The sequence below is a fragment of the Rhizobium sp. YIM 134829 genome, assembly GCF_046546455.1.
Map to the genome: position 1 here is coordinate 900031 of NZ_JBKHKI010000001.1, position 26215 is coordinate 926245.

General features: G+C 64.3%; 27 protein-coding genes. 10 read left to right on the forward strand and 17 right to left on the reverse strand.

The window, feature by feature from the left end:
- Positions 1-42: 42 nt before the first annotated feature.
- From ACLE20_RS04355 to ACLE20_RS04365, 3 genes are read right to left on the reverse strand one after another with little or no spacing between them, the layout of a single operon-like run.
- On the reverse strand, positions 43-1146 hold the full coding sequence (locus tag ACLE20_RS04355; RefSeq protein WP_410938993.1) for a radical SAM/SPASM domain-containing protein: 1104 nt from the start codon (positions 1144-1146) through the stop codon (positions 43-45).
- 21 nt (positions 1147-1167) lie between these two features.
- Positions 1168-2478: a glycosyltransferase family 2 protein gene (locus tag ACLE20_RS04360; RefSeq protein ID WP_410938994.1), complete on the reverse strand. Its 1311-nt coding sequence runs from the start codon at positions 2476-2478 to the stop codon at positions 1168-1170.
- Positions 2478-3620, reverse strand: a complete 1143-nt coding sequence (locus ACLE20_RS04365) for a glycosyltransferase (RefSeq protein WP_410939144.1) — start codon at positions 3618-3620, stop codon at positions 2478-2480. Before ACLE20_RS04365 ends, ACLE20_RS04360 begins: the two co-directional genes overlap by 1 nt.
- Here ACLE20_RS04365 and ACLE20_RS04370 point away from each other — a divergent pair.
- Positions 3532-3810, forward strand: a complete 279-nt coding sequence (locus ACLE20_RS04370) for a hypothetical protein (RefSeq protein ID WP_410939151.1) — start codon at positions 3532-3534, stop codon at positions 3808-3810. The genes ACLE20_RS04365 and ACLE20_RS04370 overlap by 89 nt on opposite strands.
- Before the next feature lie 68 nt (positions 3811-3878).
- A complete protein-coding gene (locus tag ACLE20_RS04375) occupies positions 3879-4202 on the forward strand; it encodes a chorismate mutase (RefSeq protein WP_410938995.1) in 324 nt (107 codons plus the stop codon).
- Between the two features lie 7 nt (positions 4203-4209).
- On the opposite strand, the gene ACLE20_RS04380 is transcribed toward ACLE20_RS04375, so the two are convergent.
- The 7 genes from ACLE20_RS04380 to mscL form a co-directional block, all read right to left on the reverse strand.
- Positions 4210-4401 carry a hypothetical protein gene (locus tag ACLE20_RS04380; protein ID WP_410938996.1) on the reverse strand — a complete coding sequence of 64 codons (192 nt, stop codon included), beginning with the start codon at positions 4399-4401 and terminating at the stop codon, positions 4210-4212.
- Positions 4401-4964, reverse strand: coding sequence for a dTDP-4-dehydrorhamnose 3,5-epimerase family protein (locus ACLE20_RS04385; RefSeq protein ID WP_410938997.1), 564 nt, complete (start codon positions 4962-4964; stop codon positions 4401-4403). The genes ACLE20_RS04380 and ACLE20_RS04385 overlap by 1 nt, the downstream gene beginning before the upstream one ends.
- A complete protein-coding gene (rfbG, locus tag ACLE20_RS04390; RefSeq protein ID WP_410938998.1) occupies positions 4961-6040 on the reverse strand; it encodes a CDP-glucose 4,6-dehydratase in 1080 nt (359 codons plus the stop codon). Before rfbG ends, ACLE20_RS04385 begins: the two co-directional genes overlap by 4 nt.
- Positions 6041-6042: 2 nt before the next feature.
- Positions 6043-6813, reverse strand: coding sequence for a glucose-1-phosphate cytidylyltransferase (gene rfbF, locus ACLE20_RS04395; protein ID WP_410938999.1), 771 nt, complete (start codon positions 6811-6813; stop codon positions 6043-6045).
- 176 nt (positions 6814-6989) lie between these two features.
- Positions 6990-7985 carry a UDP-glucose 4-epimerase GalE gene (galE, locus tag ACLE20_RS04400; RefSeq protein WP_410939000.1) on the reverse strand — a complete coding sequence of 332 codons (996 nt, stop codon included), beginning with the start codon at positions 7983-7985 and terminating at the stop codon, positions 6990-6992.
- Between the two features lie 95 nt (positions 7986-8080).
- Positions 8081-9259 carry a pyridoxal phosphate-dependent aminotransferase gene (locus tag ACLE20_RS04405; RefSeq protein ID WP_410939001.1) on the reverse strand — a complete coding sequence of 393 codons (1179 nt, stop codon included), beginning with the start codon at positions 9257-9259 and terminating at the stop codon, positions 8081-8083.
- A 142-nt stretch (positions 9260-9401) separates the two neighbouring features.
- Positions 9402-9839 (reverse strand): large conductance mechanosensitive channel protein MscL, encoded by a 438-nt coding sequence (mscL, locus tag ACLE20_RS04410; RefSeq protein ID WP_410939002.1) that lies wholly within the window; start codon positions 9837-9839, stop codon positions 9402-9404.
- A gap of 235 nt (positions 9840-10074) precedes the next feature.
- Here mscL and ACLE20_RS04415 point away from each other — a divergent pair, with 235 nt between their 5' ends.
- The gene (locus ACLE20_RS04415) at positions 10075-13587 is read left to right on the forward strand and encodes a NahK/ErcS family hybrid sensor histidine kinase/response regulator (RefSeq protein WP_410939003.1); all 3513 of its coding nucleotides are present in this window, start codon (positions 10075-10077) and stop codon (positions 13585-13587) included.
- A gap of 6 nt (positions 13588-13593) precedes the next feature.
- On the opposite strand, the gene ACLE20_RS04420 is transcribed toward ACLE20_RS04415, so the two are convergent.
- On the reverse strand, positions 13594-14241 hold the full coding sequence (locus tag ACLE20_RS04420; RefSeq protein WP_410939004.1) for a response regulator: 648 nt from the start codon (positions 14239-14241) through the stop codon (positions 13594-13596).
- Positions 14242-14332: 91 nt separating this feature from the next.
- The gene (locus ACLE20_RS04425) at positions 14333-14782 is read right to left on the reverse strand and encodes a hypothetical protein (protein ID WP_410939005.1); all 450 of its coding nucleotides are present in this window, start codon (positions 14780-14782) and stop codon (positions 14333-14335) included.
- Between the two features lie 125 nt (positions 14783-14907).
- On the opposite strand from ACLE20_RS04425, the gene ACLE20_RS04430 reads away from it, so the two are divergent.
- Together ACLE20_RS04430 and ACLE20_RS04435 are read left to right on the forward strand one after the other, a co-directional pair.
- Positions 14908-15255, forward strand: a complete 348-nt coding sequence (locus ACLE20_RS04430) for a DUF952 domain-containing protein (RefSeq protein ID WP_410939006.1) — start codon at positions 14908-14910, stop codon at positions 15253-15255.
- The gene (locus tag ACLE20_RS04435) at positions 15252-16337 is read left to right on the forward strand and encodes a quinone-dependent dihydroorotate dehydrogenase (protein WP_410939007.1); all 1086 of its coding nucleotides are present in this window, start codon (positions 15252-15254) and stop codon (positions 16335-16337) included. The genes ACLE20_RS04430 and ACLE20_RS04435 overlap by 4 nt, the downstream gene beginning before the upstream one ends.
- Here the strand turns inward: ACLE20_RS04435 and ACLE20_RS04440 are convergent.
- The 3 genes from ACLE20_RS04440 to ACLE20_RS04450 all read right to left on the reverse strand — a co-directional run bounded on the left by ACLE20_RS04440 (position 16316) and on the right by ACLE20_RS04450 (position 18578).
- Positions 16316-17683 carry an MATE family efflux transporter gene (locus ACLE20_RS04440; protein WP_410939008.1) on the reverse strand — a complete coding sequence of 456 codons (1368 nt, stop codon included), beginning with the start codon at positions 17681-17683 and terminating at the stop codon, positions 16316-16318. The two genes, ACLE20_RS04435 and ACLE20_RS04440, sit on opposite strands and share 22 nt — an antisense overlap.
- A gap of 96 nt (positions 17684-17779) precedes the next feature.
- Positions 17780-18310: a CAP domain-containing protein gene (locus ACLE20_RS04445; protein WP_410939009.1), complete on the reverse strand. Its 531-nt coding sequence runs from the start codon at positions 18308-18310 to the stop codon at positions 17780-17782.
- 1 nt (position 18311) lies between these two features.
- On the reverse strand, positions 18312-18578 hold the full coding sequence (locus tag ACLE20_RS04450) for a DUF6460 domain-containing protein (protein ID WP_410939010.1): 267 nt from the start codon (positions 18576-18578) through the stop codon (positions 18312-18314).
- A 156-nt stretch (positions 18579-18734) separates the two neighbouring features.
- Between ACLE20_RS04450 and ACLE20_RS04455 the strand changes: the two genes are divergently transcribed.
- From ACLE20_RS04455 to ACLE20_RS04470, 4 genes are all read left to right on the forward strand, one after another.
- Positions 18735-19676: a methyltransferase domain-containing protein gene (locus tag ACLE20_RS04455; RefSeq protein WP_410939011.1), complete on the forward strand. Its 942-nt coding sequence runs from the start codon at positions 18735-18737 to the stop codon at positions 19674-19676.
- A gap of 204 nt (positions 19677-19880) precedes the next feature.
- Complete coding sequence (locus tag ACLE20_RS04460; RefSeq protein ID WP_410939012.1) at positions 19881-20513, forward strand: YitT family protein; 633 nt, start codon at positions 19881-19883, stop codon at positions 20511-20513.
- A 161-nt stretch (positions 20514-20674) separates the two neighbouring features.
- Positions 20675-21430 (forward strand): ABC transporter substrate-binding protein, encoded by a 756-nt coding sequence (locus ACLE20_RS04465; protein WP_410939013.1) that lies wholly within the window; start codon positions 20675-20677, stop codon positions 21428-21430.
- A 135-nt stretch (positions 21431-21565) separates the two neighbouring features.
- On the forward strand, positions 21566-22819 hold the full coding sequence (locus tag ACLE20_RS04470) for an NAD(P)/FAD-dependent oxidoreductase (protein ID WP_410939014.1): 1254 nt from the start codon (positions 21566-21568) through the stop codon (positions 22817-22819).
- Positions 22820-22924: 105 nt separating this feature from the next.
- Here the strand turns inward: ACLE20_RS04470 and ACLE20_RS04475 are convergent, their stop codons facing one another.
- Complete coding sequence (locus tag ACLE20_RS04475) at positions 22925-23212, reverse strand: Rmf/CrpP family protein (protein WP_410939015.1); 288 nt, start codon at positions 23210-23212, stop codon at positions 22925-22927.
- 82 nt (positions 23213-23294) lie between these two features.
- Positions 23295-23489, reverse strand: coding sequence for a hypothetical protein (locus tag ACLE20_RS04480; RefSeq protein WP_410939016.1), 195 nt, complete (start codon positions 23487-23489; stop codon positions 23295-23297).
- Positions 23490-23649: 160 nt separating this feature from the next.
- Between ACLE20_RS04480 and ACLE20_RS04485 the strand changes: the two genes are divergently transcribed.
- A complete protein-coding gene (locus tag ACLE20_RS04485; RefSeq protein ID WP_410939017.1) occupies positions 23650-26184 on the forward strand; it encodes a ligase-associated DNA damage response DEXH box helicase in 2535 nt (844 codons plus the stop codon).
- The last annotated feature ends 31 nt before the right edge of the window (positions 26185-26215 follow it).

Consider the following 26215-nt stretch of genomic DNA (forward strand, 5'->3'; position numbering starts at 1 on the left):
AGGTCTGTCGCCTTTTGCTTGAGCTGCCGCCCTTCTGAACGCTCAAACGGGCAAAACGGGCTCGTCCACCGGCGGAGCGATCCAGCTCTGGATCGCTCCGATCGTTTCATCCGAGAATTGGGAAAGATCCACCTGCGTTCGGTTTCCGCAACCCGCGCAAAGCTTGATCTCGTTGCAACGCCCCTCGAGATGCTTCTTGCGGATATCATGCAGAGCAGCGGAATCGACGATCTCCGTCAACGTGCTGACCTTTCCCGGCTTCGACGTCGTCAATGAGGGTGCCAGCGGCGGTACGGAGGTTTCGACGAGCCGCCCCACGGTCATACCGTTGAAAACGTCCGAGCAGCAGGCGGAGACTTTGCCGCTGTGCATGATGTAGAGAAGGTAGAAGGGAATCTCGCAGGGAGCGGAAAAGTCCTGCTTGTCGTTCAACATGCCGACTCCCACGTCGACCAGCGGCATCGCCTTGAGATGCACGAAGTCGGATGTTTCGCAGGCGGCGAGGAAGGTTTCACGCACCGAATCCGAATCCTCCGGCACCAGGCCATAGGCGTTGCTGGTTTCTCGCGTGAAATATTTGATGAAGAGCTGAACATCGCGCCGCTCTTCGATCACGGGGATGCAGGCCTGCACGTTGCCGACCACCCGCGCCGCCTCATCGCTCTTCTTGATGTCCAGGTAGCGATCCTGATCGATCGTATCGAGACTGATGTGAATCTCGTCGAGCCCTGCATCCGCCAGGGCATTCAATCGTTCCGGCGTGAGCAGGACGCCATTGGTGATCACGCGGGTCTTTCGGGCGACACCTGCGGCGACGACCTCGGCGATCATGGCCGGTAGCTTCTTGTTGAGAAGCGGCTCGCCATTCCCGTAAAACTGCATCATCTCCAGCGGGCCGCGAAGCGAGCAGTAATCCTTTATTGTCGCCAGTACCGTGTCCCACGTCTCCGGCTTCATGAGACCGGCATTCTCCCGGAATTTCGGAGCACGGCCGGAATGAGCATCGCAGAACGTGCATTTCAAATTGCAGCTCGACGCGACCTCCACAATAAGGGTCATAATGCGGCGCTGCTCCAATGCGCGGAGAAGGTTCTCTTCGCGAGACGCTTTCTGCGCAGGATCCTTTGCTGTCTGAAATGTGAGCATGGATTCTTCCTCAAAAGTCGGTCAGCCGAAGCGCCGCTGCGGTGATGTGTTGAAGGCGGGTGCCGGCTCGAGTTCATCGACGTGTTGAAAGCTGAAAGACATTTCTTCCACAAAAACCAGCTGGTCGACCGGCGCGAGAACGGCTTGCATGAAATCGTACAGCTGCTTCGGCCGCTGCACGTTCCCGATCGTTTCGTCGACGATCAGACTCTGACCGTTGATGCCCAGCATTTCGGTCCGGACGACGGTCGGCTTTTTAACAGGCGGATCGAAAGACCGGGCGTAGCGGCCATCGGCCCAAGCAGAAAATGCGGCCCGGTAGTTTGCGACCCTGCGCTCGTAGTCAGGCTGATCGAGGGAAAATAATTGGCAATCCGCCTCGCAGGATTTGGCATAATTCTGCTGCCAGCCGTCGACTGCGAAACGGTACTTCCTCTTGAAATATTCAATGGCTTGCGCGCCACTGGCGGCGATACCGAGGCTTGACGGAAATGGAAAGTCTTCGATGAGGCGGTCTGAATTGGGATCGAAGCCGAGGTCAGCGACCATTTCACTTTGAAGCTTTGCAAAGCTGTCCGAACCGCGGGCGCGCGCCTGATTGCTCAGCGCACAGGAGCCATCGATCGAGAATGGTCTCGCCGAGAAAAGGAAGCGCTTGCCGGCAACCAGAATCTTGCAGAAGTTATCAACATCGACCGTGGTATGACCAAAATATCGACCGCCAAACTTGTTTCGGATCTCGTCCATCAGCTTACGCGAGACGAGGCAATGAATCACGGTGAAGGGCACTGCCGACGTCATGTTGCGATGACGCCACATGAAGTAATCATCAATCAGGAAGCCTCTCGCGACCTCCCCGAACAAATTGCTCAGGCTTACAGCGATCTTGCTCGGCTTTTTGCGATTGTCCGGCCAACGGAAGTAGATGCGAGACCAAGCGATAATGTCGGTATCCGGTCTGTGCCGTAACGCGTGGTCGAGGAAATCCGCAACATTCGGATCGACGTAATCGTCGTCCCCGCACATCGTCATCCATTCGCCACGGCTGTTTTCCACGCAGCGTTCGAAATTGTCCCGCATTCCGAGCGGGTGGTCCAGGGAAGGGAGGAAGCGGACACGGACATCATCCACCGTTTCCATGAACGAGCGCATGATAGTGCCGTCGTCTGAATTGTCCGCGATGACGAACTCGATATCGTCTCTCGGATTGCTGAGTAAATCGAGGATGAGCTGCTGGAGGTAAGATTGCCGATTTCGCGACGGCAGCAGGATAGAAACCTTGGGTCGCGGCAATTGCGACTTCGCCGCAGGCAACACGACTGTCCGCTTCATCAGGCGACTTTCCTTCGAACAAGAGATGTTGCGATCTCAGCGGGGGAGATGATTACCTGTCCGACAAATCGATAGAGATCGGCAGGGGTCTCGACACCAGGCACGTCTTCGTCGAGATAGAGGGTCGTCTTATCGATACCTCGGAAGACCTTTGCGTTGGACCGCTCTGTATATTTCGGATTGAAGTGCTTGAGGAAGCGACCGCCCTTCCACTGTCCAAGCGCCTGCTTATAGCCTGCAACCATCAGTTCGAAGGCATGTTCCGACTTCGCATTCCCGCAATCGATGCCGCAGGCTTCTGCAAAGTTGCGCTCCCAGCCTGCCGGCCGCGTGAAGCCGTAGGTGACGCAGAACCATTGCTGAACCTGGGCGACGGCAGCGGTAACGCCAAGAATGCAGCCGAAGGGAAAGTCCTTCATATATGGATCTTCGTCCATGTTGCGACCGAGCTCGGCCATGATTTCGGCGTGTCGGCGCTTGAGTTCATTAGGATTGCCGATCGTACCTGAATTGCTGGCGAAGCATGCGCCGAGTACCGAAAAAGGACGCTCGCAATAGAAGAAGCGTTTGGCGTTGACCAGAAGCTTGCAGCTCGTTTCGAAGTCGACGGTCAAATGGCTGAAATGGCGGCCCCCAAAACGGGCTTTGTTCGAGTCGATAACCCTGCGGGACACCGCGCCATGGTAGATCGAGAATGGGCAATGCGGCGTTGAATCGTGGGTCTGCCAGGAGAAGAATTCCTGAAACAGATGCTCTCGCTTCACCTCCTCAAGGCGCGTTCCAAGCGGAACGCCCACGCTGCAGGGGATCTTGCGGTTGTCCGGCCAATTGTAATTGAGGCGCGACCAGACCAGAACATCGACATCGCGCTCGTTCTCGCAAAGCGTCCTGAGAAGGTCTGCCACATCCGGATCCACATAATCATCATCGCCGATGACGCAGAGGAAGTCGCCGCAGGCCGCGTCCACGCAGCGCTCCCAGTTGGCGTTCATGGGCAGGACGCGGTCGGTGCTTGGGAGGTAGGTGACGCGCGGGTCGCGGATGACGTCGGTCATGAAGCTGTTCATGATCGAGGGATCGTCGGAATTGTCGGCGAAGATGAATTCGATATCGGTACGCAGCGAGACGACGAGGCTCTCGATCGTCTTCTTGAAGGTTTCCTGGCGGTTTCGCGAGGGAACGCAAATGGTCAGGATTGGCGGCTGGCGCATTAGAGATCTCCGTTTCCATCAGGCTATAGCGATCGGCTTTCGCGAGGCTGGCTTGCAGGCGGTGTCTGGAGAGAGAGGCAATTCGCGGAAAGCGGTTCGCAGGCGCAGCAAACTGATCTAGAAGGGCGGCTCGAGAAGGATCGAAGTGGCTGCCCTTCGGATGGCCGCGCTTGAGCAGGACGAAGCAGAATGAAACAGGCGGCGGAGTGCCGGTCGATGGAGGAACTGCGTGCGGAGATCGATCGGATCGATCGAAGCCTGATAGAGTTGCTTGCCGAGCGCTGGAGCTTCATCAATCGCGCGGCCGAGATCAAGGCGGAGGCCGGGCTGCCGGCCGATATCCCCTCGCGCGTCGATGAGGTGCGGGCGAATGTCCGCGCCCATGCCGCCGCGCTTGGCCTCGATCCGGTGTTCTACGACCGGCTCTGGTCGCAGCTGATCCGCCACAGCATCGATTTCGAAGACAACATCCTGTCTCCGTCCGGTGAGGGCGACGTCACATCCAAGGCCTGAGCCTGGCTCAGATCGCGGGGCGGGCGGTTCGCGCCGCCTCTTCCGCCTTTGCCTCGGCCAGGGCCTTTTCAGCTGCGATCGAGTGCCAGCCGAGCCGCTCCAGAGCGAAGGCGACAGCGGGCGTCGGGTCGGGCAGGCAGAGCGTCAACTTTTCGTCCGTAATCTTTGGGGCACCGAGGCCCGGCGTGCCTTGTTTCATCACAGTGTCAGTCCCGTGAAGCTCGTGGAAAGGAAGGGATGCGCGGCGTCGCGCGGCGAGAGATTGACGACTTCGAGCGGCCAGGCGATCGAAAGCGCCGGGTCAAGGCTATGCAGGGCCTGTTCCGCATCCTGCGCATAGGGCGCGGAGGTGGCGTAGACGACCTGAACCTCGTCGGTGAGAGCCTGGAAACCGTGGGCAAAGCCTTCCGGCACCAGCATGGAGCGGCCGTTTTCGGCAGAGAGTTCGGCTGAGAAGCTTTGGAGGAAGGTCGGCGAACCATGACGGATATCGACCGCGACGTCGAGGATCGCGCCTTCCAGGCAGGAAACGAGCTTCTTCTCCGCGAAGGGCGGTCGCTGGTAATGCAATCCGCGTACCGTGCCGCGCCGGCGGGTGCGGCTCTCATTGATCTGGGAGACCGGCTGCGTCCAGCCGAAAGACGCGAAGGCCTCGGCGCAGAAGACGCGCGAGAAATGGCCGCGTTCGTCCGCGAGGCGCTTGCGCGCCAGGAGGAGAACGCCGCCGAGCGCGTCCGTCTCGATCGCGAAGCGGTCGCTCATCCCGCGGCTCTCCATTGCGGCTCACGCCGACCGGCATGGATGAAGTCGCGAATATCGGCGAGGCAGAGCTCACGCGCCGAGGTGCCTTCGTTCAGGCCGCGATACCATTGCATGGTCCGGCGCACGGTTTCCTGCAGCCGCCAGCGCGGATGATAGCCGAGCTCGCTGCGGGCCCGGGCGCTGTCGAGCACGAGATAGCCGGCCTCGTGCGGGCCTTCCGAGCCGTCGCCGAGCAGGACTCCGCCGCGGCCGAAATGCTTCTCCGCCATCGTCAGCACGGCGCCGACCGAGGCAGCCTCGCCATGGTCGGGGCCGAAATTATAGCTCTCCATGCCATCCGGCGCGTGCCAGAGGCGCTGGGCGAGGCCGAGATAGCCGCCGAGCGGCTCCAGCACATGCTGCCAAGGGCGCACGGCGCGCGGGCGGCGCACGTGCAGCACGGCGCCGGCCTGCCAGGCGCGCACGGCATCGGGGATCAGCCGGTCCTCCGCCCAGTCGCCGCCGCCGATGACATTGCCGGCCCGGGCTGTTGCGAGACCAACGCCGCGGGCGGCGAAGTAGGAGGCGCGATAGGAGGCCGCGACGATTTCCGCCGCCGCCTTGCTTGCCGAATAGGGATCATGCCCGCCGAGCGGATCGCTTTCCATGAAGGCCAGCCCGGTTTCCGGGTTGTGGTAGACCTTGTCGGTGGTGACGACGACGATCGAGCGGATATCCTCGGCCACGCGCAGCGCATCGAGCAGATTGGCGGTGCCGAGCACATTGATGTCATAGGTCTCGGCCGGATTGCGATAGCCGGCTCTGACCAGCGCCTGTGCGGCGAGGTGGAAGACGATCTGCGGCCGGCTGCGCAGCACATGATTGAGCACGGCGGTGCGGTCGCGAATGTCGAGAATGCCCGGTCCTTCACAGGCACCGTCCAGCAGGCGATGCAGCGAGGGCTCGGTCTGCGGCGCGAGCGAAAGGCCGGTGACCTCCGCCCCCAGCTCCTTCAGCCAAAGCGCCAGCCAGCTTCCCTTGAAGCCGGTGTGCCCGGTGACGAGAACACGTTTGCCGTACCAGAAATTCGCTGTCATGCTTACCAGACCTTCCAAGGCGGAGTGCCGCTTTGCCAGAGGCTTTCGAGATGGTTCTTGTCGCGCAGCGTATCCATCGGCTGCCAGAACCCCTCATGAAGAAAGGCGCGCAACTCGCCCGATGCGGCGAGCCCCGTCAGCGGCTCACCCTCCCAGCTCACATGATCGCCGTCGATGCGATCGATGCAGCGGGGCGAGAGCACGAAGAAGCCGCCATTGATGAACCCGCCCTCGCCTTCGGGCTTCTCGATGAAGCCGCGCACCTCGTTGCCTTCGAGCTGCAGGGCGCCATAGCGCGCCGGCGGGCGAACGGCCGAGACCGTCGCCAGTTTCCCATGAGACCGATGAAAGGCGATGGTGGCGCCGATATCGATGCTGCTGACGCCATCGCCATAGGTGAAGCAGAAGGCCTCATCCTCTTCGAGATAGCGCGCGACGCGCTTCAGCCGGCCGCCGGTCATGGAGTTCTCGCCGGTATCCACCAGCGTCACCCGCCAGTTCTCGGCGCTCTGGCGGTGGAATTCGACGCTGTTGCGGGCAAGGTCGAAGGTGATGTCCGACATATGCAGCCCGTAATTGGCGAAGTACTCCTTGATCATGTAGCCCTTGAAGCCGCAGCAGATGATGAAGTCGCGGATGCCGTGGGCATAGTAGATCTTCATGATGTGCCAGAGGATCGGCCGGCCGCCGATCTCGATCATGGGCTTGGGGCGCAGATGCGTCTCTTCGGCAATGCGAGAGCCGAGCCCGCCGGCAAGAATCACCGCCTTCATGCCGCACTCCATTCCGCCCGGCGCCGGAGGGGGCGCAGGGTGGAGACAGGGCTTGGCGTCAGCGTCTTGGCAAGCATCGGCAGGATAAGGTCCGAAGAGGGATCAGGTCGGACCCAAACTTAAAAGCCGAAGCTGTTGTCAAACTGGCGTGGACCGCGCTCTCTAAGCAGAGAGTTTCACTCCACCGCGTTGCGGCGCGACAGGCGGTCTTCCCAATCGAGCGCACTGCGGACGATGCGCTCCAGATCGTCGAACTCCGGCTCCCAGTTCAGCTCCTTGCGAGCAAGCCCAGGATTGGCGACGATCATGGCCGGATCGCCGGCACGACGGCCGGCAAAATTGACCGGGAAATCGGCGCCATGCACCTTCTTCACCGTGTCCAGCACCTCAAGGACCGAGAAGCCATGGCCATAGCCGCAATTGGCCGCCAACGAGCCGCCGCCGGCGCGCATGCGCTGCAGGGCTTTCAAATGCGCCTGCACCAGATCCCAGACATGGATGTAATCCCGCACGCAGGTACCATCGGGGGTCGGGTAATCCGTACCGAACACGCTCATCGATTCGCGCTTACCAAGCGCGGTCGCGCAGGCGACCTTGATCAGATGCGTGGCAAGCGCGGAGGACTGGCCGGACCGCCCCTTGGGATCGGCGCCGGCGACGTTGAAGTAACGCAGCGCCGTGTAGGTGAAGGGATGGGCCGCCGCGGTGTCGCGCAGCATGATCTCCGTCATCAGCTTCGAGGAGCCATAGGGCGATTCCGGGCGCAGCGGCACGGTTTCCGTTACCGGCTCGAGGACATCCGGCGTGCCGTAGACGGCAGCGGTCGAGGAGAAGACGAAATAGGGAACGCCCGCCTTGACCGCGCTTTCGATCAGGCTGCGTGACTTCACGGTGTTGTTCTCGTAGTAGCCGAGAGGATCGGCAACCGAGTCCGGCACGACGATGGAGCCGGCGAAATGAATGATGGCGTCGATGGCATTGTCGGCGAAGATCGTCGCCAGCAGGGCCTGGTCGGCAATGTCGCCCTCGTAGAAGCGAGCTTCGGGGGCGATCGCCCAGCGGAAGCCGGTCGACAGGCGGTCGATGACCACCACATCCTCACCTGCATCCAGAAGCGCCCAGACCATGTGGCTGCCGATATACCCGCCGCCACCCGTTACCAATACCGCCATCGTCCAATCCCTTGTTGTTCGTGCCGCGGATAAAAACCGGTTTTTGTGCAGTGCACAAGTCCCCTGCTTCTCGAGCCTCCCTGGGCCCGATCCGCTCAAAGCTTCGCGATGTAGTCCGCCAACCGGTCCGCCGCCTCGCGAACCTGCAGCGGATCGCGAAGGAAGCAGGCGCGCAGAAATGCCGCGCCACCCTCGCCAAAGGCCGTGCCGGGCGCAAGCCCGACCAGCGAACGGTCGACAATGTCGATCGCGGCACGGCGGGAGTCATCGATGCCGTCAATCTTCAGGAAAGCGTAGATCGCCCCGTCCGGCCTCAGCGTCTCCACGCGGTTGGTAGCGATCAGCGCATCGCAGAGAATGTCGCGCGACTGCGTTGCCCGGACCACGTTCGCCTGCAGAAAAGCGTCACCGTCATCGAGCGCGGTGATGGCGCCCGCCTGAATGAAGGCGGCGACGCCGGATGTTGAATATTGGATGAGGTTTTCCAGCACCTGGCCGAGCGCCGCGGGCGCGACGATCCAGCCGATCCGCCAGCCGGTCATCGACCAGTTCTTGGAGAAGGAATTGACGAAGACGATCTTCTCTTCCTCCGCCATGACATCGAGGAAGGACGGTGAGCGGGCATCGGCATAGAAATAAAGGGCGTAGATCTCATCCGCGATGATCCAGAGATCGTGCTTGCGGGCGAGATCGAGGAGCGCCCGCAGATCCTCCTTCGTGGCCGTCCAGCCGGTCGGGTTGGACGGGGTGTTGACGAAAAGGACCCGGGTCTTCGGCGTGATCGCTGCCTCCAACCGGTCAAGGTCCAGCTGCCAGCGTCCATTGTCGAAGGAAAGCGGCACCGAAATCGGATTAGCGCCGGAAATGGCCGCAGCGGCTGCGAAATTGGGCCAGGCCGGGGTCAGATAGACCACCTCGTCGCCGGGCGAGGTCAGGGCTTCGAGCGCGATCTTGATCGCCTGCATGCCGGAGCCGGTGACATAGAAGCGGTCGGCGGCAAGCGTCGCGTCGAAATGGCGAGAATAGTACCGCGACAGCGCCTCGCGCAGTGCCGGTACGCCGCGCTGCCAGGTGTAGAAGGTCTCGCCATCGCTGAGCGACTGGCGGGCGACGCGCGAGATGAAGTCAGGCGTCGGCAGATCTCCCTCGCCCACCCAGAGCGGAATGAGACCGTCCCGCCCGCGGGCGTAATTGACCACCTCGACGATCCCGCTTTCGGGCGCCTCCAGGGCGCGGCGGCTGATGGAGGACAGCGGATGGGCAAGGATGGACATGGGCGGCTCCGAAGCGGCCGGCCGGAGGCCGGCCGAGAGAGGTCAAGCCTGCTTCCTAGCCGCTTCGCGCCCGTGTTTCACGCAAGAAGTGCTGACGCGACGATCGACTTTTGTGATGGATGGCTCGCCGATCGGCGGCGGCCTACACGCGCTGGCTGCGCAGCAGATCGCGGATCTCGGTCAGGAGCAGCACGTCGGCCGGCGGCGGGGCTGCCTCTTCCTTGCCGGCGGCCTTGTCCCGTTCCACGGAGGCGCGGAGCCGGTTCACGGCCTTGACCATGAGGAAGATGATCCAGGCGAGGATGACGAAGTTGATGGCGACGGTGACGAAATTGCCATAGGCGAAGATCGCGCCCTGCTTGCGGGCCTCGGCCAGAGTCGTCGCCGTGACATTTCCGGTCAGCGCGATGAAGTAGTTCGAAAAATCGAACCCGCCGCCGGTCATCGCGCCGACGATCGGCATCACAAGGTCATTGACGACCGAATCGACGATCTTGCCGAAGGCCGCGCCGATGATCACGCCGACGGCGAGATCCATGACGTTGCCCCTGGCGATAAATTGCTTGAACTCGTTCAACATGCTCCCGCTCTCCTGACGAAACGGACCAATCCCCGAACGGACCGCAGATTTGCGCCCCAGCGTTGAACTTAGCCTGTCGCGCACGAAAGGAAAGCGTCAGACAGGTCTGACTGTAAGAAGTTCCTAGCCGATATGGGCCGATGGACGGCCCTTCGACTTAAGACGCAGCCGCGCGGCGATTTTCAAGCAGCGGCACATCCCCTATTGTGGGCACCGCTCTTGGAGGAGATGGGGCATGCTGTCCGGCACGGTGATCTTCGGCACCGCCTTTGCCTACTTGCTGCTGCTCTTTGCAGTCGCGGCCTATGGGGATCGAAAGGCGCGCACGGCGGCCGGCGGCCGGCCGCTCGTCTATGCGTTAAGCCTCGCCATCTACTGCACCTCCTGGACCTATTTCGGCGGCGTCGGACTGGCGGCGGAACGGGGGCTGGAATTTACCGGCATCTATATCGGGCCGATCCTGATGTTCACGCTCGGCCTGCCCGTCATCCGCCGCATCATCGCGCTTGCCAAGGCCGAGAAGCTGACCTCGGTCGCCGACTTCATCGGCGCGCGCTATGGCAAGAACCCGACGGTTGCGGCCATCGTCGCACTGATTTCGCTGGTGGGCGCCATTCCCTATATCGCCCTGCAGCTCAAATCCGTGTCCGGCTCGGTGGCGGCGCTTGTCGACACCAGCGGCTATGGCATCGGCGCGCATATGATGGGCGCGCAGATCGCCGGGCCGCAGGGCTTTGTCGAGCTGCCGCTGCTCGTCACCCTGTTTCTCGCCTGCTTCGCCATCATCTTCGGAACGCGCCACACCGATGCGACCGAGCACCAGGACGGGCTGATCCTCGCGATCGCCATGGAGTCGGTGGTTAAGCTCGTCGCACTGGTGGCGGTCGGGCTCTATGTCGTCTTCGCGCTCTTTGATGGCCCGGCCGATCTGATGGCGCGGGCAGCGGCGGATGCGCAGGTGATGGCGGCGTTGTCCTACGAGACGCCGCTCGCCCGCTGGCTTCTGCTGATCGGCCTTTCGGCGGTTGCGATCGTCCTCTTGCCGCGCCAGTTCCATGTGACCGTCGTCGAAAACCGCAGCGATCGGGAGCTGCGCACCGCCGGCCTGTTGTTTCCGCTCTATCTGATCGCCATCAACCTCTTCGTCCTGCCGGTGGCGGTTGCCGGCATGCTGACCTTCAAGGGCGAGGGTGTCGCCGATCTCTATCTGCTGACGCTGCCGCTCGCCCATGACAGCCCGACGCTGACGATGATCGCCTTCATCGGCGGCTTCTCCGCCGCCACTGCCATGGTCATCGTCGCCTCCGTCGCGCTGTCGATCATGATCTCGAACGACATCGTCATGCCGATCTTCCTGCGCCGAAAGCTCATGGGACGCGGCGTGCCGCGCGACATGGCGGGGCTGCTGCTCAACGTCCGGAGGGGAGCGATCTTTGCCGTCCTCCTGCTCGGCTATGGCTATTACCGGGCGGCGGACATGTCGGCCGGGCTCGCCTCGCTCGGCCTCCTCTCCTTCGCCGCCATCGCGCAGATGGCACCGGCACTGTTCGGCGGGCTTGTCTGGCGTCAGGCGAACGCCCGCGGCGCCATTGCCGGCATGACGCTGGGCTTTCTCGCCTGGGCCTATCTCCTGTTCCTGCCAAGCCTCGGCGGGCCGGACTATTCCGGCGTCGCCGCCGCTCTCCTCTCCTTCCTCTTTCCCTTTGCCGACGGCTTTTCCGGCATCGGCGCCGACCCGCTGGTCAATGCCACCGCCTTCAGCCTGATCGTCAACGCTCTCGCCTATGTGCTGTTCTCGCTGTCGCGCACGCCAAAGCCGCTGGAGCGCCTGCAGGCCGGCATCTTCATCCGCCGCGCCTCGCGCAGCGAGCGCGCCTTTGGCGGTCGCAAGACCAAGATCACCGTTCTGGACCTGAAGACCACGATCGCCCGCTATCTCGGCGAGGAACGCATGCTGCGCTCCTTCCGCAGCTACGAGACCCGCACCGGCCGCACGCTCTCGGATCATCAGCCGGCCGACCAGGCGCTCGTTACCTTCTCCGAACAGCTGCTCGGCAGCGCGATCGGCTCCTCCTCGGCGCGCCTCGTCCTTTCCCTCGTGCTGCAGCGGCTGGACGATGCCTCCTCCGATACGGCCTGGCTGCTCGATCAGGCGAGCGAGGCGCTGCACTATAACCAGGACATGCTGCAGACCGCGCTCTCGCAGATGGACCAGGGCATTGCCGTCTTCGACAGCGCCAATCGACTGATCATCTGGAACCGCCGCTTCCGCCAGCTGCTCGAGCTTCCCGAGAGCACCGGCCAGGTCGGCGTGCCCTTGAGCGAGATCGTCGCCATTCTCGAGGCGCGCGGGGATGGCGTGCGCGAGGGAAGCGGGCCACTCGCCTCCCATTTCATGACCCTCGAAAAGCCCTTTCAGCTCTCGGTGGCCGGCGGCGAACGGATCGTCGAGGTGCGCAGCAATGCCATGCCGGACAAGGGGCTGGTGACCACCTGCACCGACATCACCCAGCGCGTCGCCGCTGACGTCGCGCTCAAACAGGCCTATGAGACGCTGGAGGCGCGCGTCGCCGAGCGCACGGCCGAGCTGACGCGGGTCAACCGCGAGGTGGCCGAGGCGCGCGCGGCGGCAGAAGAAGCCAATAATGGCAAGACCCGCTTCTTCGCCGCCGCCGGGCACGACATTCTCCAGCCGCTCAACGCTGCCCGGCTCTACTCCTCCGCGCTTGTGGAGCGGCTCGGCGAGACCGATGACCGGTCCCTCGTGCACAATATCGATTCCTCGCTGGAATCGGTCGAGACCATCCTCGGCGCCGTCCTCGATCTGTCCCGGCTCGATACGGGGGCCATGAAGCCGCGGTTGCAGACCGTGCCGCTCAATGACTTTCTGCGCCGCATCGAAACCGATTTCGCCCCCGTCGCCCGCGCGCGCGGGCTCAAGCTCACCGTCATGCCGACGCAGCTTTCCGTACGCACCGACCCCAATCTCCTGCGCCGCCTGGTGCAAAACCTCGTCTCCAACGCCATCAAATATACCCCACAGGGCCGCGTGCTGGTCGGCGTTCGACGGCGTGGAGCCCAGGCGCTGGTGGAAGTCTATGACACCGGCATCGGCATCCCGGCCTCGAAGTTCCGCACCGTGTTCAAGGAATTTGCAAGGCTGGACGAAGGAGCCCGCACCGCGTCCGGCCTCGGGCTTGGGCTTTCGATCGTCGACCGGATCTCGCGCGTGCTCCATCATGCGGTCGAGCTGCAATCGGCGCCGGGACGCGGCACGCGCTTCCGCGTGACCGTGCCGCTCGACACCGCAGCCGCGCCGGCCCGGCGCCGGGCGCGGGAGCCGACGCCCGCTCTGACGCCGTTGACCGGGCTTCAGGTCCTCTGCATCGACAACGAACCCTCGATCCTCGACGGGATGCGGGTCCTGCTCGAAAACTGGGGCTGCCAGGTTATGCTTGCCGCCTCGCTGGATGAGGCGAAAGAGGCGGCAGCGGGGCCGCGGATCGATGCGATCGTCGCTGACTACCATCTCGACCAGGCCAGCGGGCTCGACGCGATTGCCGCGGTGCGGGCGATGAGCGATGCCCGCCTGCCGGCCCTGCTGCTTACGGCCGATCGATCGGCCGAGGTGCGGGCTGCGGCGGAGCGCGATGGCGTGGTGCTGCAGAACAAGCCGGTCCGCCCCGCCTCGCTGCGCGCTTGGCTGAACCAGGCGTCGCTTGCTCAGCGGGCGGCCGCGGCCGAGTAAGGTGCCTCAGGCGGCGACGCTGGTCAGGCGGGAAAGCTGGATGACCGCCTGGGTGCGGCTGTCGACATTGAGCTTGAGCAGGATCGCCGAGACATGCGCCTTGATCGTCGCTTCCGAGACACCGAGCTCATAGGCGATCTGCTTGTTGAGCAGCCCTTCGGCGAGCATGGAGAGGACGCGCGACTGCTGCGGCGTCAGCGTCGAGAGCCGCTGGACGAGGCTGCGCAGGTCGGCATCCTCGCCGTCCCCACGGCGGATGCCTTCGGGCGCATAGACATCCCCGGCCATCACCGTCTCGATGCCGCGGCGAATCTCCTCGATGCCCGAGGACTTCGGCAGAAAGCCGCAGGCGCCGAGCGCCAGCGCGCGATCGACCGTTCCGGCATCGTCATGGGCGGAGACGACCATGATCGGCAATGAGGGAAACTCGCTGCGCAGCGCCATCAGGCCGGAAAGACCACTGCCGCCGGGCATGGTGAGATCGAGCAGCAGCAGATCGGCTTCTGGATGGGCGGCCGCTGCCGCGCGCACCGCGGCGAAATCGCCCGCTTCGACGATGGCGGCGCCCTCGGCGGCGCTAACGAGCGCCTGGCGCATGGCCCCGCGGAACAGCGGATGGTCGTCCGCCACGATGATCGTCATTCTGTCCGTCATGATGTTCCCTCCCAGAACGCATGCTGACGAAAAAGGGTCGCCGCCGGCCGTCACCCCCTCCAGGCTGACGGCGCCGGCTCGACGTCGAGTCTCACGTTTTCTGGGGCTCGCTTCCGGGCTCGGGTGCGGGGCTCCTCTCCCCGCCGTCGAGATCGCGAACGATCCCCATGAAACTGCGCATCATTCTTTCCATGAGGCCCATGGTCTGGTCAATCTCTTCCTGCGTGGGCAGGCGCGGCTTGAAACTGTCGCTCGTCGTTCCCGCCGCCTGCTCCAGCGCCTCGACCCTCTTGGTCAGGAGATCGAGCTCCAGATCATAGGCCGTGCGCTCGTCGGCGGCCATGCGGCAGGTCATCTGCCCATCCTTGTCCTGGCAGAGCGTGACTTCGCCCGTCTGCGTGTCGAGCCGGGCAATGCCGCCCTCGACGCGCTGCATGGAATAGCGTCCCGGCGCCGCCTCTTCAGCGGCAGCACTGCTAAGGCCGAGGGGAAGGACCGCAAAAAGCACAGCGGCGGCGAGGCGGGAACGGTGGCGGATCATCGGTCGGTCTCCTGTCTCAGCACGCCGAGCGGCGCGTCGGATGTGGACAATTGCGCATATTTGCGGCAAGTCCACGACGAAAGCGCCATGCGCCGGCGCGGTGACCAGGTCTTGCAGGGCAAAACATGAGCAGCATCATCTACAAGATCCTCCCTGCCTCTCTCTGGCAGTCCGCACGGGAGGCCGGGATCTTCAAGGGCGCGCCGGTGGATGAGGCGGACGGCTTCATCCATTACTCCACCGCCGAACAGGTTCAGGAGACCGCCCGCCGCCATTTCGCCGGCCAGGACGATCTGGTGCTGCTTGCGGTCGACGGCGATGCGCTTGGCGAAGCGCTGGTCTACGAGCCCTCGCGGGGTGGTGCGCTGTTTCCGCATCTCTACGGGCCGATGCCGCTTTCGGCGGTGCTGTCCGATCAGGCGCTGCGGCTTGGACCGGACGGCACGCATCGCTTTCCGGAGCCGCTCGCATGAGGATTCGGCTCGATAGGATCGCCCAGAAAGCCCTGTTCCTCGCCGACCCGGAGCAGGCGCACGGCCTGTCGATCAAGGCGCTGAAGACGGGACTGGTGCCGGGCGCGCCGGCGCCGGCCGATCCGCGCCTGCGACAGACCATTGCCGGCCTCGCCTTCCCGAACCCAATCGGCCTTGCCGCCGGCTATGACAAGAATGCCGAGGTGCCGGAAGCGCTGCTGAAGCTCGGTTTCGGCTTCACCGAGGTCGGCACGCTGACGCCCAAGCCGCAGGCTGGCAATCCGAAGCCGCGTATCTTCCGCCTCATCGAGGACGAAGCGGTGATCAACCGGCTGGGCTTCAACAATGAGGGCCACGCTGCGGCCCTGGAGCGTCTGAAGGCCTGCACGCGCGGCGGGCTGATCGGCGTCAATATTGGCGCTAACAAGGATTCGGTCGACCGGATCGACGACTATGTGCAGGGGATCCGCACCTTTGCCGGCGTCGCCAGCTATTTCACGATCAATATCTCTTCTCCCAACACGCCGGGCCTGCGCGACCTGCAGGCGCGGGAAAGCCTCGCGGCACTGCTCTCCGCGGTTCTCGCCGCGCGGGAGGCGGAGGCCGCTGCCGGCGCCCGCCGTGTGCCGGTATTCCTGAAGATCGCGCCGGACCTCACGGACGAGGGCATGGACGACATCGCGGCCGAGGCCCTCGCCCATCCGCTCGACGGGCTGATCGTCTCCAACACGACGCTGTCGCGCGCGGGGCTTTCCGACAGCCGCCGGGCGAGCGAGGCCGGCGGCCTGTCCGGCCGGCCGCTCTTCGAAGCCTCCACCATCGTGCTCGCCAAGATGCGCCGCCGGCTCGGCCCCGATCTGCCGATCATCGGCGTTGGCGGTGTCCACAATGTCGAGACGGCGGTGGCCAAGATCCGGGCGGGCGCCGATCTCGTGCAGCTCTATTCCGGCATGGTCTATCGCGGCCCGAGCCTCCCCGGCCGGATCGTGCGCGGACTGTCGAAACTTTGCGACAGCCGCGGCCTCTCCTCGATCCGCGAGCTGCGCAACAGTGAGACCGATCACTGGGCCGCAAAGGCCTGAGCCGAGCGGCGCGGCACGAGCCGCAGCAGGAAGAGCCCGCGGCAGACGAGGAAGAGATTGAGCGCCGCCCAGAGGCCGTGATTGCCGAAGGCCGGGACCAGCACAGCGATCGCCGCAAGATAGACGAGAAAGGCCGCGACCATCATGTTGCGCATGTCGCGCGACCAGGTGGCGCCGATGAAGACGCCATCCATGAGGAAGGCAAGCGACCCGGTGATCGCGGTGATCGCCGCCCAGGGCAGATAGATCTTCGCCACCGCGCGTACATCCTCGGCGGTTGTCAGCGTTTCCACCACCCAGTTGCCGATCAGGAAGAAGAGGAGCGTCGTCAGTGCGGCGAGCGCGAAGGACCAGACGGCCGTCATCTTCAGCGCCCGGTCGAAGGCCGGACGAAAGCGCGCCCCGATCGCCCGTCCCGTCAATTGCTCGGCCGCATTCGCAAGCCCGTCCAGATAATAGCCGGCGACCATGAAGATGGTCATCAGCACCGCATTGGCGGCGAGCGTGACCGGGCCGAAGCCCGTGCCGACGCGGGTCATCAGCAGGAAGGTGGCGAGCAGCACGAAGGAGCGGATCATGATGTCGCGGTTGAGGCTGAAGAGCTTTTTCAGCTGAGCCGGATCGCGCAGGCGGGCGAGCGGCGGGCGGAAGCGCCGGTCGAAGCGGGAGAAGACGAGGAGGAAGCCGATGAGCGCGCCGGCGATCTCGCCGATCATGGTGGCGATGGCGACGCCCGCTACGCCCCAGCCGAGCACCAGGCCGAGCGTGATCGACAGCACGATGTTGACGCCGTTGATCAGCGTCTGCAGCAAGAGACCCAGCGTGCCCTGGCCGCGGCCGAGCACATAGCCGAGGATCGCGTAGTTGGCGAGCGAGGCAGGGGCAGCGAGAATACGCCAGAAGAAATAGGTCCGCGTCACCGCCTCCACCTCCGCTCCGGGGGCGAGCACCAACAGGCCGAGCCAGAGAAGCAGCGGCGAAGCGAGCGCCAGGACGACACCCGAGACGAGCGCGATCGCCAGCGAGCGCCAGAACACCGCCTGCTCCTCCGTCGGATCGCCGCGGCCATAGGCCTGGGCGACGAGGCCGGTGGTGGCCGAGCGCAGGAAGTTGAAGGTGGTGAAGATCAGGTCGAAGATCACCGCGCCGACCGCAAGGCCGGCAAGCAGGATCGCATCGCCCATATGGCCGATGACAGCCGTATCGACGAGGCCGAGCAGCGGCGTCGTCAGGAAGCCGAGCGTCATCGGCACGGCGATCGACAGGATCAGCCGGTTGGTAACGAGGAAGGGCCCGCCCTCATGGCGGGTGTCGCCGGAAAGGGCGGTGTCGGTCTGTGTGCTCATCGGGATGTCCGGGGACCGCGGAATCGGTCAATCAGGCGTTGGCTTACCAAACCCGCTTCGCCCCGGGGCGTCCAATCAGTTTTGCTGATGCGGCGATCAACCGGCAGCGGGCATGTCCATGACCGGCGGCGAGGACAGCACCATGGCCCAATAGGGATGGTTCCCGGATTTCGGATTGCGCATCACCGCCACGCCGAGCCCGCTATAGCGGGGGCCGAGCATGTTTTCGAGATGCTTGGGTGAGTGGACCCAGGCATCGAAGGCCTTGGCCGCATCGGCCTGGCCGACGGCGATGTTCTCCGCGGCCGGCAGGGCGACGCTCTGGCTTTTCATCCGGCCGAGAAAACTGTCGGTCAGGCCGATCAGATGGGACATCTTGCCGGCCTTCGCCATGCGGTCCGCCTGGGAGAGCGCCGCCTTGGCCGCCGCCTCATCGCGCACCAGCGGCCCGAGCCCGCGGCTCTGCCGCAGCTTGTTGATGAGGCCGAGCACGGTGTCCGTTTCGTCGCTTCCCGAACCGGGCGGGGCCAGCACCTCCGTTGTGCTGCAGCCGGCAAGCGTGGCGAGAGACAGGGCGGCTGTGCCGGCCAGGAAGGCGCGGCGGCTGGTCAGCGGAAAATAGGCCATGTCAGCGCCGGAAGTTCACGAGCCGGATGAGCAGGAAGACCGGGATGACGACCACGGCACCGATCACCAGATAATCACCGACCGCGCCCAGCGCATCGAAACCCGAATGCCAGAGATCGAGCAGGAAATAGCGCACGCCGTCGAAGATCTCATAGGGCGTCCAGCCGAAGAAGGTCATGACGAACCCGACGATGACCGACACGACCACCAGCTTGACGATCACCCGCAGGGGCGAATCGCCCAGAAACCTGTTTAGACCTTCGGCCATCGGCCCCTTCTTCCTTTCACAACTCGGTTCCGCCTTGTGCGGTGAAACGACAGCGGCCGCAAGCGGGACGTCCGCTGAGGCAGCCGATGGACAGGCTTGCTTTTACGTGGCTGCCCGCCCTATCTGCCGCCAGCCGCCCGCCCGAGGACCCCGCCGATGATTCCCCACCAGCTCAGCTCCGGCGATCTCATCGCCGACCGGCGGGCCGAATATGCCCTGATGCTGGCCGCGAGCGGCGATCAAGACGGCGCTGCCGACTTGATGCGCCAAGCGCTGGAACTGGCACCAGGCTGGGCGGCCGGCTGGTTCCGGCTTGCCGACTATGAGGAAAAATCCGGCCGGAAAGAGGCGGCCGCCGCTGCCTTGGATAAGGTTTTGGCGCTCAGTCCCGATGATCTCTTCGGCGCCGGGCTGAAACGGGCCGTTCTGCTCGGCGAGGCTCCGCCCGCTCAGGCACCAAGCGCCTATGTCGCCCGGCTCTTCGACGATTATGCCGACCGCTTCGACGCGGCTCTCGTCGAGCGGCTCGACTATACCGTGCCGCAGGCGCTCGCGGCCCTCGTGCTTCCGCTCGTCGATGCGCGCCCCATCCCCCTCGCGGTCGACCTCGGCTGTGGGACCGGCCTGTTCGGCGCGGAGATCCGCAATGCGGTGTCGAGGCTTGAAGGCTTCGACCTCTCGGCCGGCATGCTGGCCAAGGCGGCCGAAAAGGGGCTCTATGACCATCTCGGCCAAGCTGACCTGTCGCTTGCCGCGACAGCCTCGGGCCTCTTCGAAGAGGGTTATCCGGAAGAGCGGGCCGATCTGGTCGCCGCTGCGGATGTGCTGATGTATCTGGGGGACCTCGAGGCCCCCTTTGCCCTCCTCCCCCGTCTCGTCAAGCCAGGTGGCCTCCTCGCCTTCTCGGTCGAGGATGCAGGGGCGGATGGCGATGTCGTGTTGCGCCCCTCGCTGCGCTACGCCCATTCGGAAGCCCATCTGCGCAGGCTTTGCACCCGTTCCGAGTTCGACATCGTCCAAATCGAGCGGCGCACCATTCGCAAAGATGGCGGAATGCCGATTGCCGGCATCCTGTTCGTTGCGCGTCGGAGGCTGTAGGCGAAACATTGCTGCGAAGTTGAAATAGGTCAGCAAGGCTTACATATTTTTCTTGCCGAAAGCGTCGAAAAGCCCGATCCTGCAGGGGTCGGAGCGGCTCACCCGCATGTTCGCTCGGCACTCGATGCACCATTCTCCCATTCCCGTCGCCGCGCCGGATGACCGGTGCTTGCCCTCGTTCGCCCTTTTCGCGGAGTTCGTGCCATGACCCTGATGTCCGCTCTCGGCGTGTGGAACAGCAACGCCACTCGCCATTCCCCGCTCGAAGATGTGCAAGGCGTGCTGACCGGCAGCCTGGTCTCTGCCCTCGGGCTTTATCTTCTCGCGAGCGCCGGGCTTCTGACCGGCAGCACCGCCGGTATTGCCTTCCTTCTCCACTACGCGTTCGGCGTCAATTTCGGCCTGGCCTTCTTCCTCCTCAACCTCCCCTTCTTCTATCTCTCCCTGAAACGCCTCGGCCTCGCCTTCACACTCAAGACATTCGCGGCCATCGGGCTGACCTCGGTGATCGCCGACCTGCAATCCCGCTTCTTCGTCATCTCCTCGATCCACCCCGGCTGGGCGGCACTGGTTGGCGGGCTGCTGCTCGGCTATGGCCTGCTGGCGCTCTATCGCCACCGCGCCAGCCTCGGCGGTGTCGGCATTCTCGGCGTCTATCTGCAGGAGCGCTTCGGCATCCGCGCCGGGCTGGTGCAACTGGCGATCGACCTCTGCGTGCTGGCGGCTGCCTTCTTCGTCACGACGCCGCCGATCGTGCTCTACTCCGTGCTTGGCGCTGTCGCGCTCAATCTCTTCCTGACGATCAACCACCGCGCCGACCGCTATATTGCGCTTTGAGCCGGTATAAAACGGCATTCATGACGTTTCGCTGGAATACGATGCGCATTCTGCATCAGGAGAAGGTGGGTCCCTTTCATTCTGTGGCTTGTGCGCCGCACGCGCTGCGTTAACCTGCGCTCCGGGCCGACAACGGCTTCAGAACAAGACCAAAAAGGGGAATGCGCGTGAAGACGATTCTGATGACCGCCGGCCTGATCCTGACCGCAACCGGGCTTGCCCGGGCCGAAGACACGATCACCATCGCGACGGAGGGCGCCTATCCGCCCTTCAACTATGCCGATACGGACGGCAGCCTGAAAGGCATGGACGTCGATATCGCCAATGCGCTCTGCGCGGAGATGAAGGCCAAGTGCACGATCGTCGCGCAGGAATGGGACGGCATGATCCCGGCGCTGACCGCCAAGAAGTTCGACGCGATCGTCGCCTCCATGTCTATCACCGAAGAACGCAAGAAGCAGATCGACTTTACCAACAAGTACTATTCCCAGCCGCTGTCGATCGGCGTGCCGAAGGACAGCGCGATCAAGGGCGTGGCCGCCGACGATCTGAAGGGCCACACGATCGGCGCGCAGGGCTCCACGACCCAAGCCGACTATGCCGAGGATCACTACGGCAAGGACGGCGCCGAAGTGAAGCTCTATCCCAGCAATGACGAGGCGACCGCCGATCTGCAGAACGGCCGCCTGGATGCGCTGATCGTCGACAAGTTCGTGCTGGTCGATTGGCTGAACAAGGACGGCAAGGACTGCTGCAAGCTCTTGGGCGATGTCCCGGGCACCCAGACGGAAGTCGGCATCGGCCTGCGCAAGGGCGACCCGCTGAAGGAAAAGTTCAACGCCGCGATCGAGGCGATCGTCAAGAACGGCACCTACGCCAAGATCAACCAGAAATACTTCCCCTTCGATATCTATTGAGAAGGAGATCGGGCCGGCGCTTTCGGGCGCCCCGCCTCGCTTGATGCCGGAGCGCCGAACGCTGCGCTCCGGCTCTCTTTTCGCCGTTCCGGTCGGGTTTTTCCGACCGTCGCGGCCCATGAAGCCTGAGCATCCATGACCCTCGATTGTCTCGTTCTCGGCGCCGGCATCGTCGGCGTCAGTGCCGCCCTCCACCTTCAGGATCGGGGCCGCTCGGTCGTGCTCGTCGATCGCGCCGCTCCCGGCCATGGCACGAGCTATGGCAATGCCGGGCTGATCGAACGCTCCTCCGTCGTGCCCTATGCCTTCCCGCGCAAGCTCTCCGCCCTCCTCGCCTATGGGCTGAACCGGCGCTCGGATGTGCGCTATGACTGGTCCCATCTGCCGAAGATCGCCCCCTTCCTGCTACGCTACTGGCAGGCTTCGGCCCCGAAAGCCCTGGAAGCTTCGGCCGCCGCCTTGCTGCCGCTGATCGAGGTCTCGATCGACGAGCACAGGGCGCTCGCCCGGCGGGCCGGAGCCGAGCCGCTGATGCGCGCCGGCGGCTGGATTTCGCTCTACAAGAACCCCGCCGCCTTCGCCCTTGCAGCGCGCGAGGCCGAGCAGCTTCGCAGCTCCCACGGCCTCGCCGTCTCGATTCTCGACCGCGCGTCGTTTCTTGCTCTGGAGCCGGCCTTCAGCGAGGGGGCGCCGATCGCCGGTGCGGTGCATTGGGAAGATCCACTGAGTGTCGAGGACCCGCTGGCACTGACCACCGCCTATGCCGCCCTCTTCACGCACCAGGGAGGCCATCTTGCCGTTGGTGACGCGGACACATTGGAGCAGGACGGAAACAGCTGGGCGGTACAGACGGCAGAGGGCCGGGTCGTCGCCCGCGATGTGGTCGTGGCGCTTGGGCCCCAGTCGGCGGCGCTTCTGGCTCGCTTCGGTTTAAGGGTGCCCATGGCGGTCAAGCGCGGCTATCACCGCCATTACCATCAGGAAGCAGACGCCATGCCGGGGCGGCCGGTGGTCGATGAAGACGCAGGCTATGTGCTGGCGCCGATGCGCCAGGGCCTGCGGCTGACGACGGGAATCGAATTCGCCGCGGCGGATCGCGCGGCCAACGACATCCAGCTAAAGGCCTGCGAGACCGCAGCGCGGCACCTTCTCGACCTCGGCCGACCCGTGGAAGCCGAACCCTGGCTCGGCCTGCGCCCCTGTCTGCCGGACATGAAGCCGGTGATCGGCGCGGTTCCAGGCCTCTCCGGCCTCTGGTGCGACTTCGGCCACGCCCATCACGGACTGACGCTCGGCCCCGCCAGCGGCCGGCTGCTGGCCGACCTCATCACCGGTCAGCCGCCCTTCGCCGACGCTCACGGCTTTTCGCCTGCTCGCTTCTCGGGCTGACCTCCCACTATCGTGACGTCTCGTCGTGATGACTCCGCTGTGGCGGCGAGCGCAGACAAGCAAGGGCGAACAGGCATCGGCCTGTCCGCTCCCGTCGGTGCTTTTTCAGCGTTCGCCGTTATAGCCCGACAGCCAAGCCCGACGCGCCGCCTGTTCGGCGAGGCCATAGGGGCAGCGCGCTTGCGAGCGGCCTTCAAAGGCGGCGCGGCGGCCTTCCAGGCGCAACTTGCGGATGTCGGCGGCCGTAAGCTCGGCCGGTTCGGACGGAAGACTATAGGCTTCCGCCAGCGTCAGTCCGTGCGGCCGATCCGCGTTGGCGGCGCTTGCGTGGCTGATGCGTACCAGGTCTGCCGGAGCCTCGTTCCCGGCCGATCCCTTGTCCGTGAAGCTCATGTGAAAACCTTTCCCGCGTCTGCGGCATCATCAACCATATTACTCCTTTCGGAACCCCTAAGATATCAGCTTTTTCATCCGATCAGGGGCCCGGACGGACGCCGGTCTGCGGAGCGGCATCATCCATAGCCTTGCCGGCTGCACTCTTCTGATCCGATTGGGGCTTCGACGCGCTGTCATCCTGGCGCGCGAGTTCGCGGTCGATGGTAGCGCGATCGCCTTCGGCCGGTTCCTGCAGGATCTCGTTCTCGGGGACCTTGGGCTGAGACTTGTCCATCGTCGCTTCCTCTCGTTCTTCCGGTTGTGACATAAAGGTGACAACGGCGCCCCGGGTAGAAGGTTCCGACTCTGACCGAGCGGTGCAGAACGGCGCTCGAGCCTGCGCGACGGCGTGTGCAAGATCTTCAAATTCGCGTCGGCGGAGCTACATTGAAAGGGTGAACCAGGTCCCCGCCCCGCCCCTGACCGGCACGTCCGGCCCGCTCGCTCTTCCCGAGTCCTTTCTGCGCTGGTTTGCGAAGAAGGGCTGGCAACCGCGCGCCCATCAGCTCGACCTGCTCGCGCGCGTTCGCTCCGGCGAGAGCATGCTGCTGATCGCGCCGACCGGGGCCGGCAAAACGCTGGCCGGCTTCCTGCCGTCGCTAACGGCGCTTGCCGAGCGCGGCAAAGTGCCTCCGGGCAGCGGTTTTCGCGGCATCCACACGCTCTACATCTCCCCCTTGAAGGCGCTTGCGGTCGATATCGAGCGCAATCTGATGAAGCCGGTCAGCGAGATGGGCCTGCCGATCCGGATCGAGAACCGCACCGGCGACACGCCCCAGGCCAAGCGCCAGCGCCAGAAGGTCGATCCGCCCGATATCCTGCTAACGACACCCGAGCAGGTGGCGCTGCTGATCGCCAATGGCGAGGCGGAGCGCTTCTTCAAGGATCTGAAGTTCGTGATCTTCGACGAGCTTCATTCACTCGTCACCTCCAAACGCGGTCATCTCCTGGCCTTGGGCCTCGCGCGGCTTCGCAAGCTCGCTCCGGATCTCACCACCATCGGCCTTTCGGCAACGGTCGCCGATCCGATGGACCTGCAGCGCTGGCTCGTATCGCAGGCACCGGAGGAGGAGCGCCATGCCGGCGTGATCCTGGTCGAAGGCGGCGCCAAGCCGGACATCTCGATTTTGAAGAGCGACGGCCGCGTGCCCTGGGCGGGCCATTCGGCCCGCTATGCCATGGCCGAGGTCTACGAGGCGATCAAACGCCACAAGACGGCACTCCTCTTCGTCAACACCCGCAACCAGGCGGAGCTGCTCTTCCAGGAGCTCTGGACGATCAACGAGGACAGCCTGCCGATCGCGCTGCATCACGGCTCGCTCGATGCCGGCCAGCGCCGCAAGGTGGAGGCGGCCATGGCGGATAATCGCCTTCGAGCGGTCGTCGCCACCTCGACGCTCGATCTCGGCATCGACTGGGGCGATGTCGATCTCGTCATCCATGTCGGCGCGCCGAAGGGGGCCTCGCGGCTCGCCCAGCGCATCGGCCGGGCCAATCACCGAATGGACGAGCCGAGCCAGGCGATCCTGGTGCCCGGCAACCGCTTCGAGGTGATGGAATGCCAGGCGGCGCTCGATGCGAACTATCTTGGCGCCCAGGACACGCCGCCCGTCGGCCGTGGCGCGCTCGATGTTCTCGCCCAGCATGTGCTCGGCATGGCCTGCGCCGCGCCCTTCGATCCGCTGCTGCTCTATGACGAGATCACCAGCGCCTCGCCTTACCGAGACCTGGCCTGGGAAACCTTCGAGCGGATCATCGATTTCGTCGCGACCGGCGGCTACGCGCTGCGCACCTATGAGCGCTATGCCCGGATCCGCAAGACGGCGGACGGGCTGTGGCGGGTTTCGAATGCCAGGGTGGCGCAGCAATATCGGCTGAATGTCGGCACGATCATCGAAACGCCGATGCTCAATGTCCGCCTCGTCAGCGGCAGCAAACGCTCGATGCTCGGCCGCGGTGGGCTGACGCTCGGCAAGGTTGAGGAGTTCTTCCTCGAAATGCTTTCTCCCGGAGATACATTTCTCTTCGGCGGCAAAGTGCTGCGGTTCGAGGGCATCCGCGAGAGCGAATGCCTGGTGACGCAGGGCTACCAGATGGACCCGAAGATCCCTTCCTACGCAGGGGGCAAGTTTCCGCTCTCCACCTATCTTGCGAGCCGGGTGCGGAGCATGCTGGCCGATCCGGAGGCGCATGGCGCCCTGCCCGATCAGGTGCGCGACTGGCTCTCCGTGCAGCGCGATGTGTCCATGCTGCCGCGCGAGGATGAGCTGCTGGTCGAGACTTTCCCACGCGGCAACCGCTTCTTCATGATCGCCTATGCCTTCGAGGGCCGGCTGGCGCATCAGACGCTCGGCATGCTGCTGACCCGCCGCATGGACCGGGCCGGTCTGCAGCCGATGGGCTTCGTCGCCACCGACTATTCCCTGGCGATCTGGGCCATGGAGGATCTTGGCGCCGCCTTTGCGGCCGGACGCCCCTCGCTCGGCGAGCTCTTCGACGAGGATATGCTGGGCGACGATCTCGAGGCCTGGCTGGACGAAAGCTTCCTTTTGAAGCGCACCTTCCGCAATTGCGCGATCATTGCCGGCCTGATCGAGCCGCGCCATCCGGGCAAGGAAAAGACCGGTCGGCAGGTGACCGTCTCGAGCGACCTTATTTACGACGTGTTGCGTAGCCATGAGCCGGATCACATCCTTCTGGAAGCGACGCGTAACGATGCGGCAACCGGGCTTTTGGATATTGGGCGGCTTGGCGATATGCTGATGCGAATCAAGAGCCACATCACCCACCGGCCGCTGACGCGGGTCTCTCCGCTCGCCGTGCCGATCATGCTGGAGATCGGGCGCGAGGCGGTGCCCGGTCAGTCGCAGGATCTGCTGCTGGCCGAAGCCGCAGACGAGCTGATTTCGGAAGCGATGGGCACAGACTGACCGGCCACCGAAACAAGGGCGGCTGGTGCGA

Bases quoted from the DNA above. Each gene is read 5' to 3' on its own strand.
- ACLE20_RS04405 (WP_410939001.1), bottom strand. From the start codon at position 9,259: ATGTCCATCCTTGCCCATCCGCTGTCCTCCATCAGCCGCCGCGCCCTG.
- ACLE20_RS04450 (WP_410939010.1), bottom strand. From the start codon at position 18,578: ATGGCCGAAGGTCTAAACAGGTTTCTGGGCGATTCGCCCCTGCGGGTG.
- ACLE20_RS04385 (WP_410938997.1), bottom strand. From the start codon at position 4,964: ATGAGCGACCGCTTCGCGATCGAGACGGACGCGCTCGGCGGCGTTCTC.
- ACLE20_RS04370 (WP_410939151.1), top strand. From the start codon at position 3,532: ATGAAGCTGTTCATGATCGAGGGATCGTCGGAATTGTCGGCGAAGATG.
- ACLE20_RS04445 (WP_410939009.1), bottom strand. From the start codon at position 18,310: ATGGCCTATTTTCCGCTGACCAGCCGCCGCGCCTTCCTGGCCGGCACA.
- rfbF (WP_410938999.1), bottom strand. From the start codon at position 6,813: ATGAAGGCGGTGATTCTTGCCGGCGGGCTCGGCTCTCGCATTGCCGAA.
- ACLE20_RS04465 (WP_410939013.1), top strand. From the start codon at position 20,675: ATGCGCGTGAAGACGATTCTGATGACCGCCGGCCTGATCCTGACCGCA.
- ACLE20_RS04480 (WP_410939016.1), bottom strand. From the start codon at position 23,489: ATGGACAAGTCTCAGCCCAAGGTCCCCGAGAACGAGATCCTGCAGGAA.
- mscL (WP_410939002.1), bottom strand. From the start codon at position 9,839: ATGTTGAACGAGTTCAAGCAATTTATCGCCAGGGGCAACGTCATGGAT.
- ACLE20_RS04420 (WP_410939004.1), bottom strand. From the start codon at position 14,241: ATGACGGACAGAATGACGATCATCGTGGCGGACGACCATCCGCTGTTC.
- ACLE20_RS04425 (WP_410939005.1), bottom strand. From the start codon at position 14,782: ATGATCCGCCACCGTTCCCGCCTCGCCGCCGCTGTGCTTTTTGCGGTC.
- ACLE20_RS04360 (WP_410938994.1), bottom strand. From the start codon at position 2,478: ATGAAGCGGACAGTCGTGTTGCCTGCGGCGAAGTCGCAATTGCCGCGA.
- ACLE20_RS04415 (WP_410939003.1), top strand. From the start codon at position 10,075: ATGCTGTCCGGCACGGTGATCTTCGGCACCGCCTTTGCCTACTTGCTG.
- ACLE20_RS04435 (WP_410939007.1), top strand. From the start codon at position 15,252: ATGAGGATTCGGCTCGATAGGATCGCCCAGAAAGCCCTGTTCCTCGCC.
- ACLE20_RS04475 (WP_410939015.1), bottom strand. From the start codon at position 23,212: ATGAGCTTCACGGACAAGGGATCGGCCGGGAACGAGGCTCCGGCAGAC.
- galE (WP_410939000.1), bottom strand. From the start codon at position 7,985: ATGGCGGTATTGGTAACGGGTGGCGGCGGGTATATCGGCAGCCACATG.
- ACLE20_RS04375 (WP_410938995.1), top strand. From the start codon at position 3,879: ATGAAACAGGCGGCGGAGTGCCGGTCGATGGAGGAACTGCGTGCGGAG.
- ACLE20_RS04455 (WP_410939011.1), top strand. From the start codon at position 18,735: ATGATTCCCCACCAGCTCAGCTCCGGCGATCTCATCGCCGACCGGCGG.
- ACLE20_RS04430 (WP_410939006.1), top strand. From the start codon at position 14,908: ATGAGCAGCATCATCTACAAGATCCTCCCTGCCTCTCTCTGGCAGTCC.
- ACLE20_RS04470 (WP_410939014.1), top strand. From the start codon at position 21,566: ATGACCCTCGATTGTCTCGTTCTCGGCGCCGGCATCGTCGGCGTCAGT.
- ACLE20_RS04355 (WP_410938993.1), bottom strand. From the start codon at position 1,146: ATGCTCACATTTCAGACAGCAAAGGATCCTGCGCAGAAAGCGTCTCGC.
- rfbG (WP_410938998.1), bottom strand. From the start codon at position 6,040: ATGACAGCGAATTTCTGGTACGGCAAACGTGTTCTCGTCACCGGGCAC.
- ACLE20_RS04460 (WP_410939012.1), top strand. From the start codon at position 19,881: ATGACCCTGATGTCCGCTCTCGGCGTGTGGAACAGCAACGCCACTCGC.
- ACLE20_RS04440 (WP_410939008.1), bottom strand. From the start codon at position 17,683: ATGAGCACACAGACCGACACCGCCCTTTCCGGCGACACCCGCCATGAG.
- ACLE20_RS04380 (WP_410938996.1), bottom strand. From the start codon at position 4,401: ATGAAACAAGGCACGCCGGGCCTCGGTGCCCCAAAGATTACGGACGAA.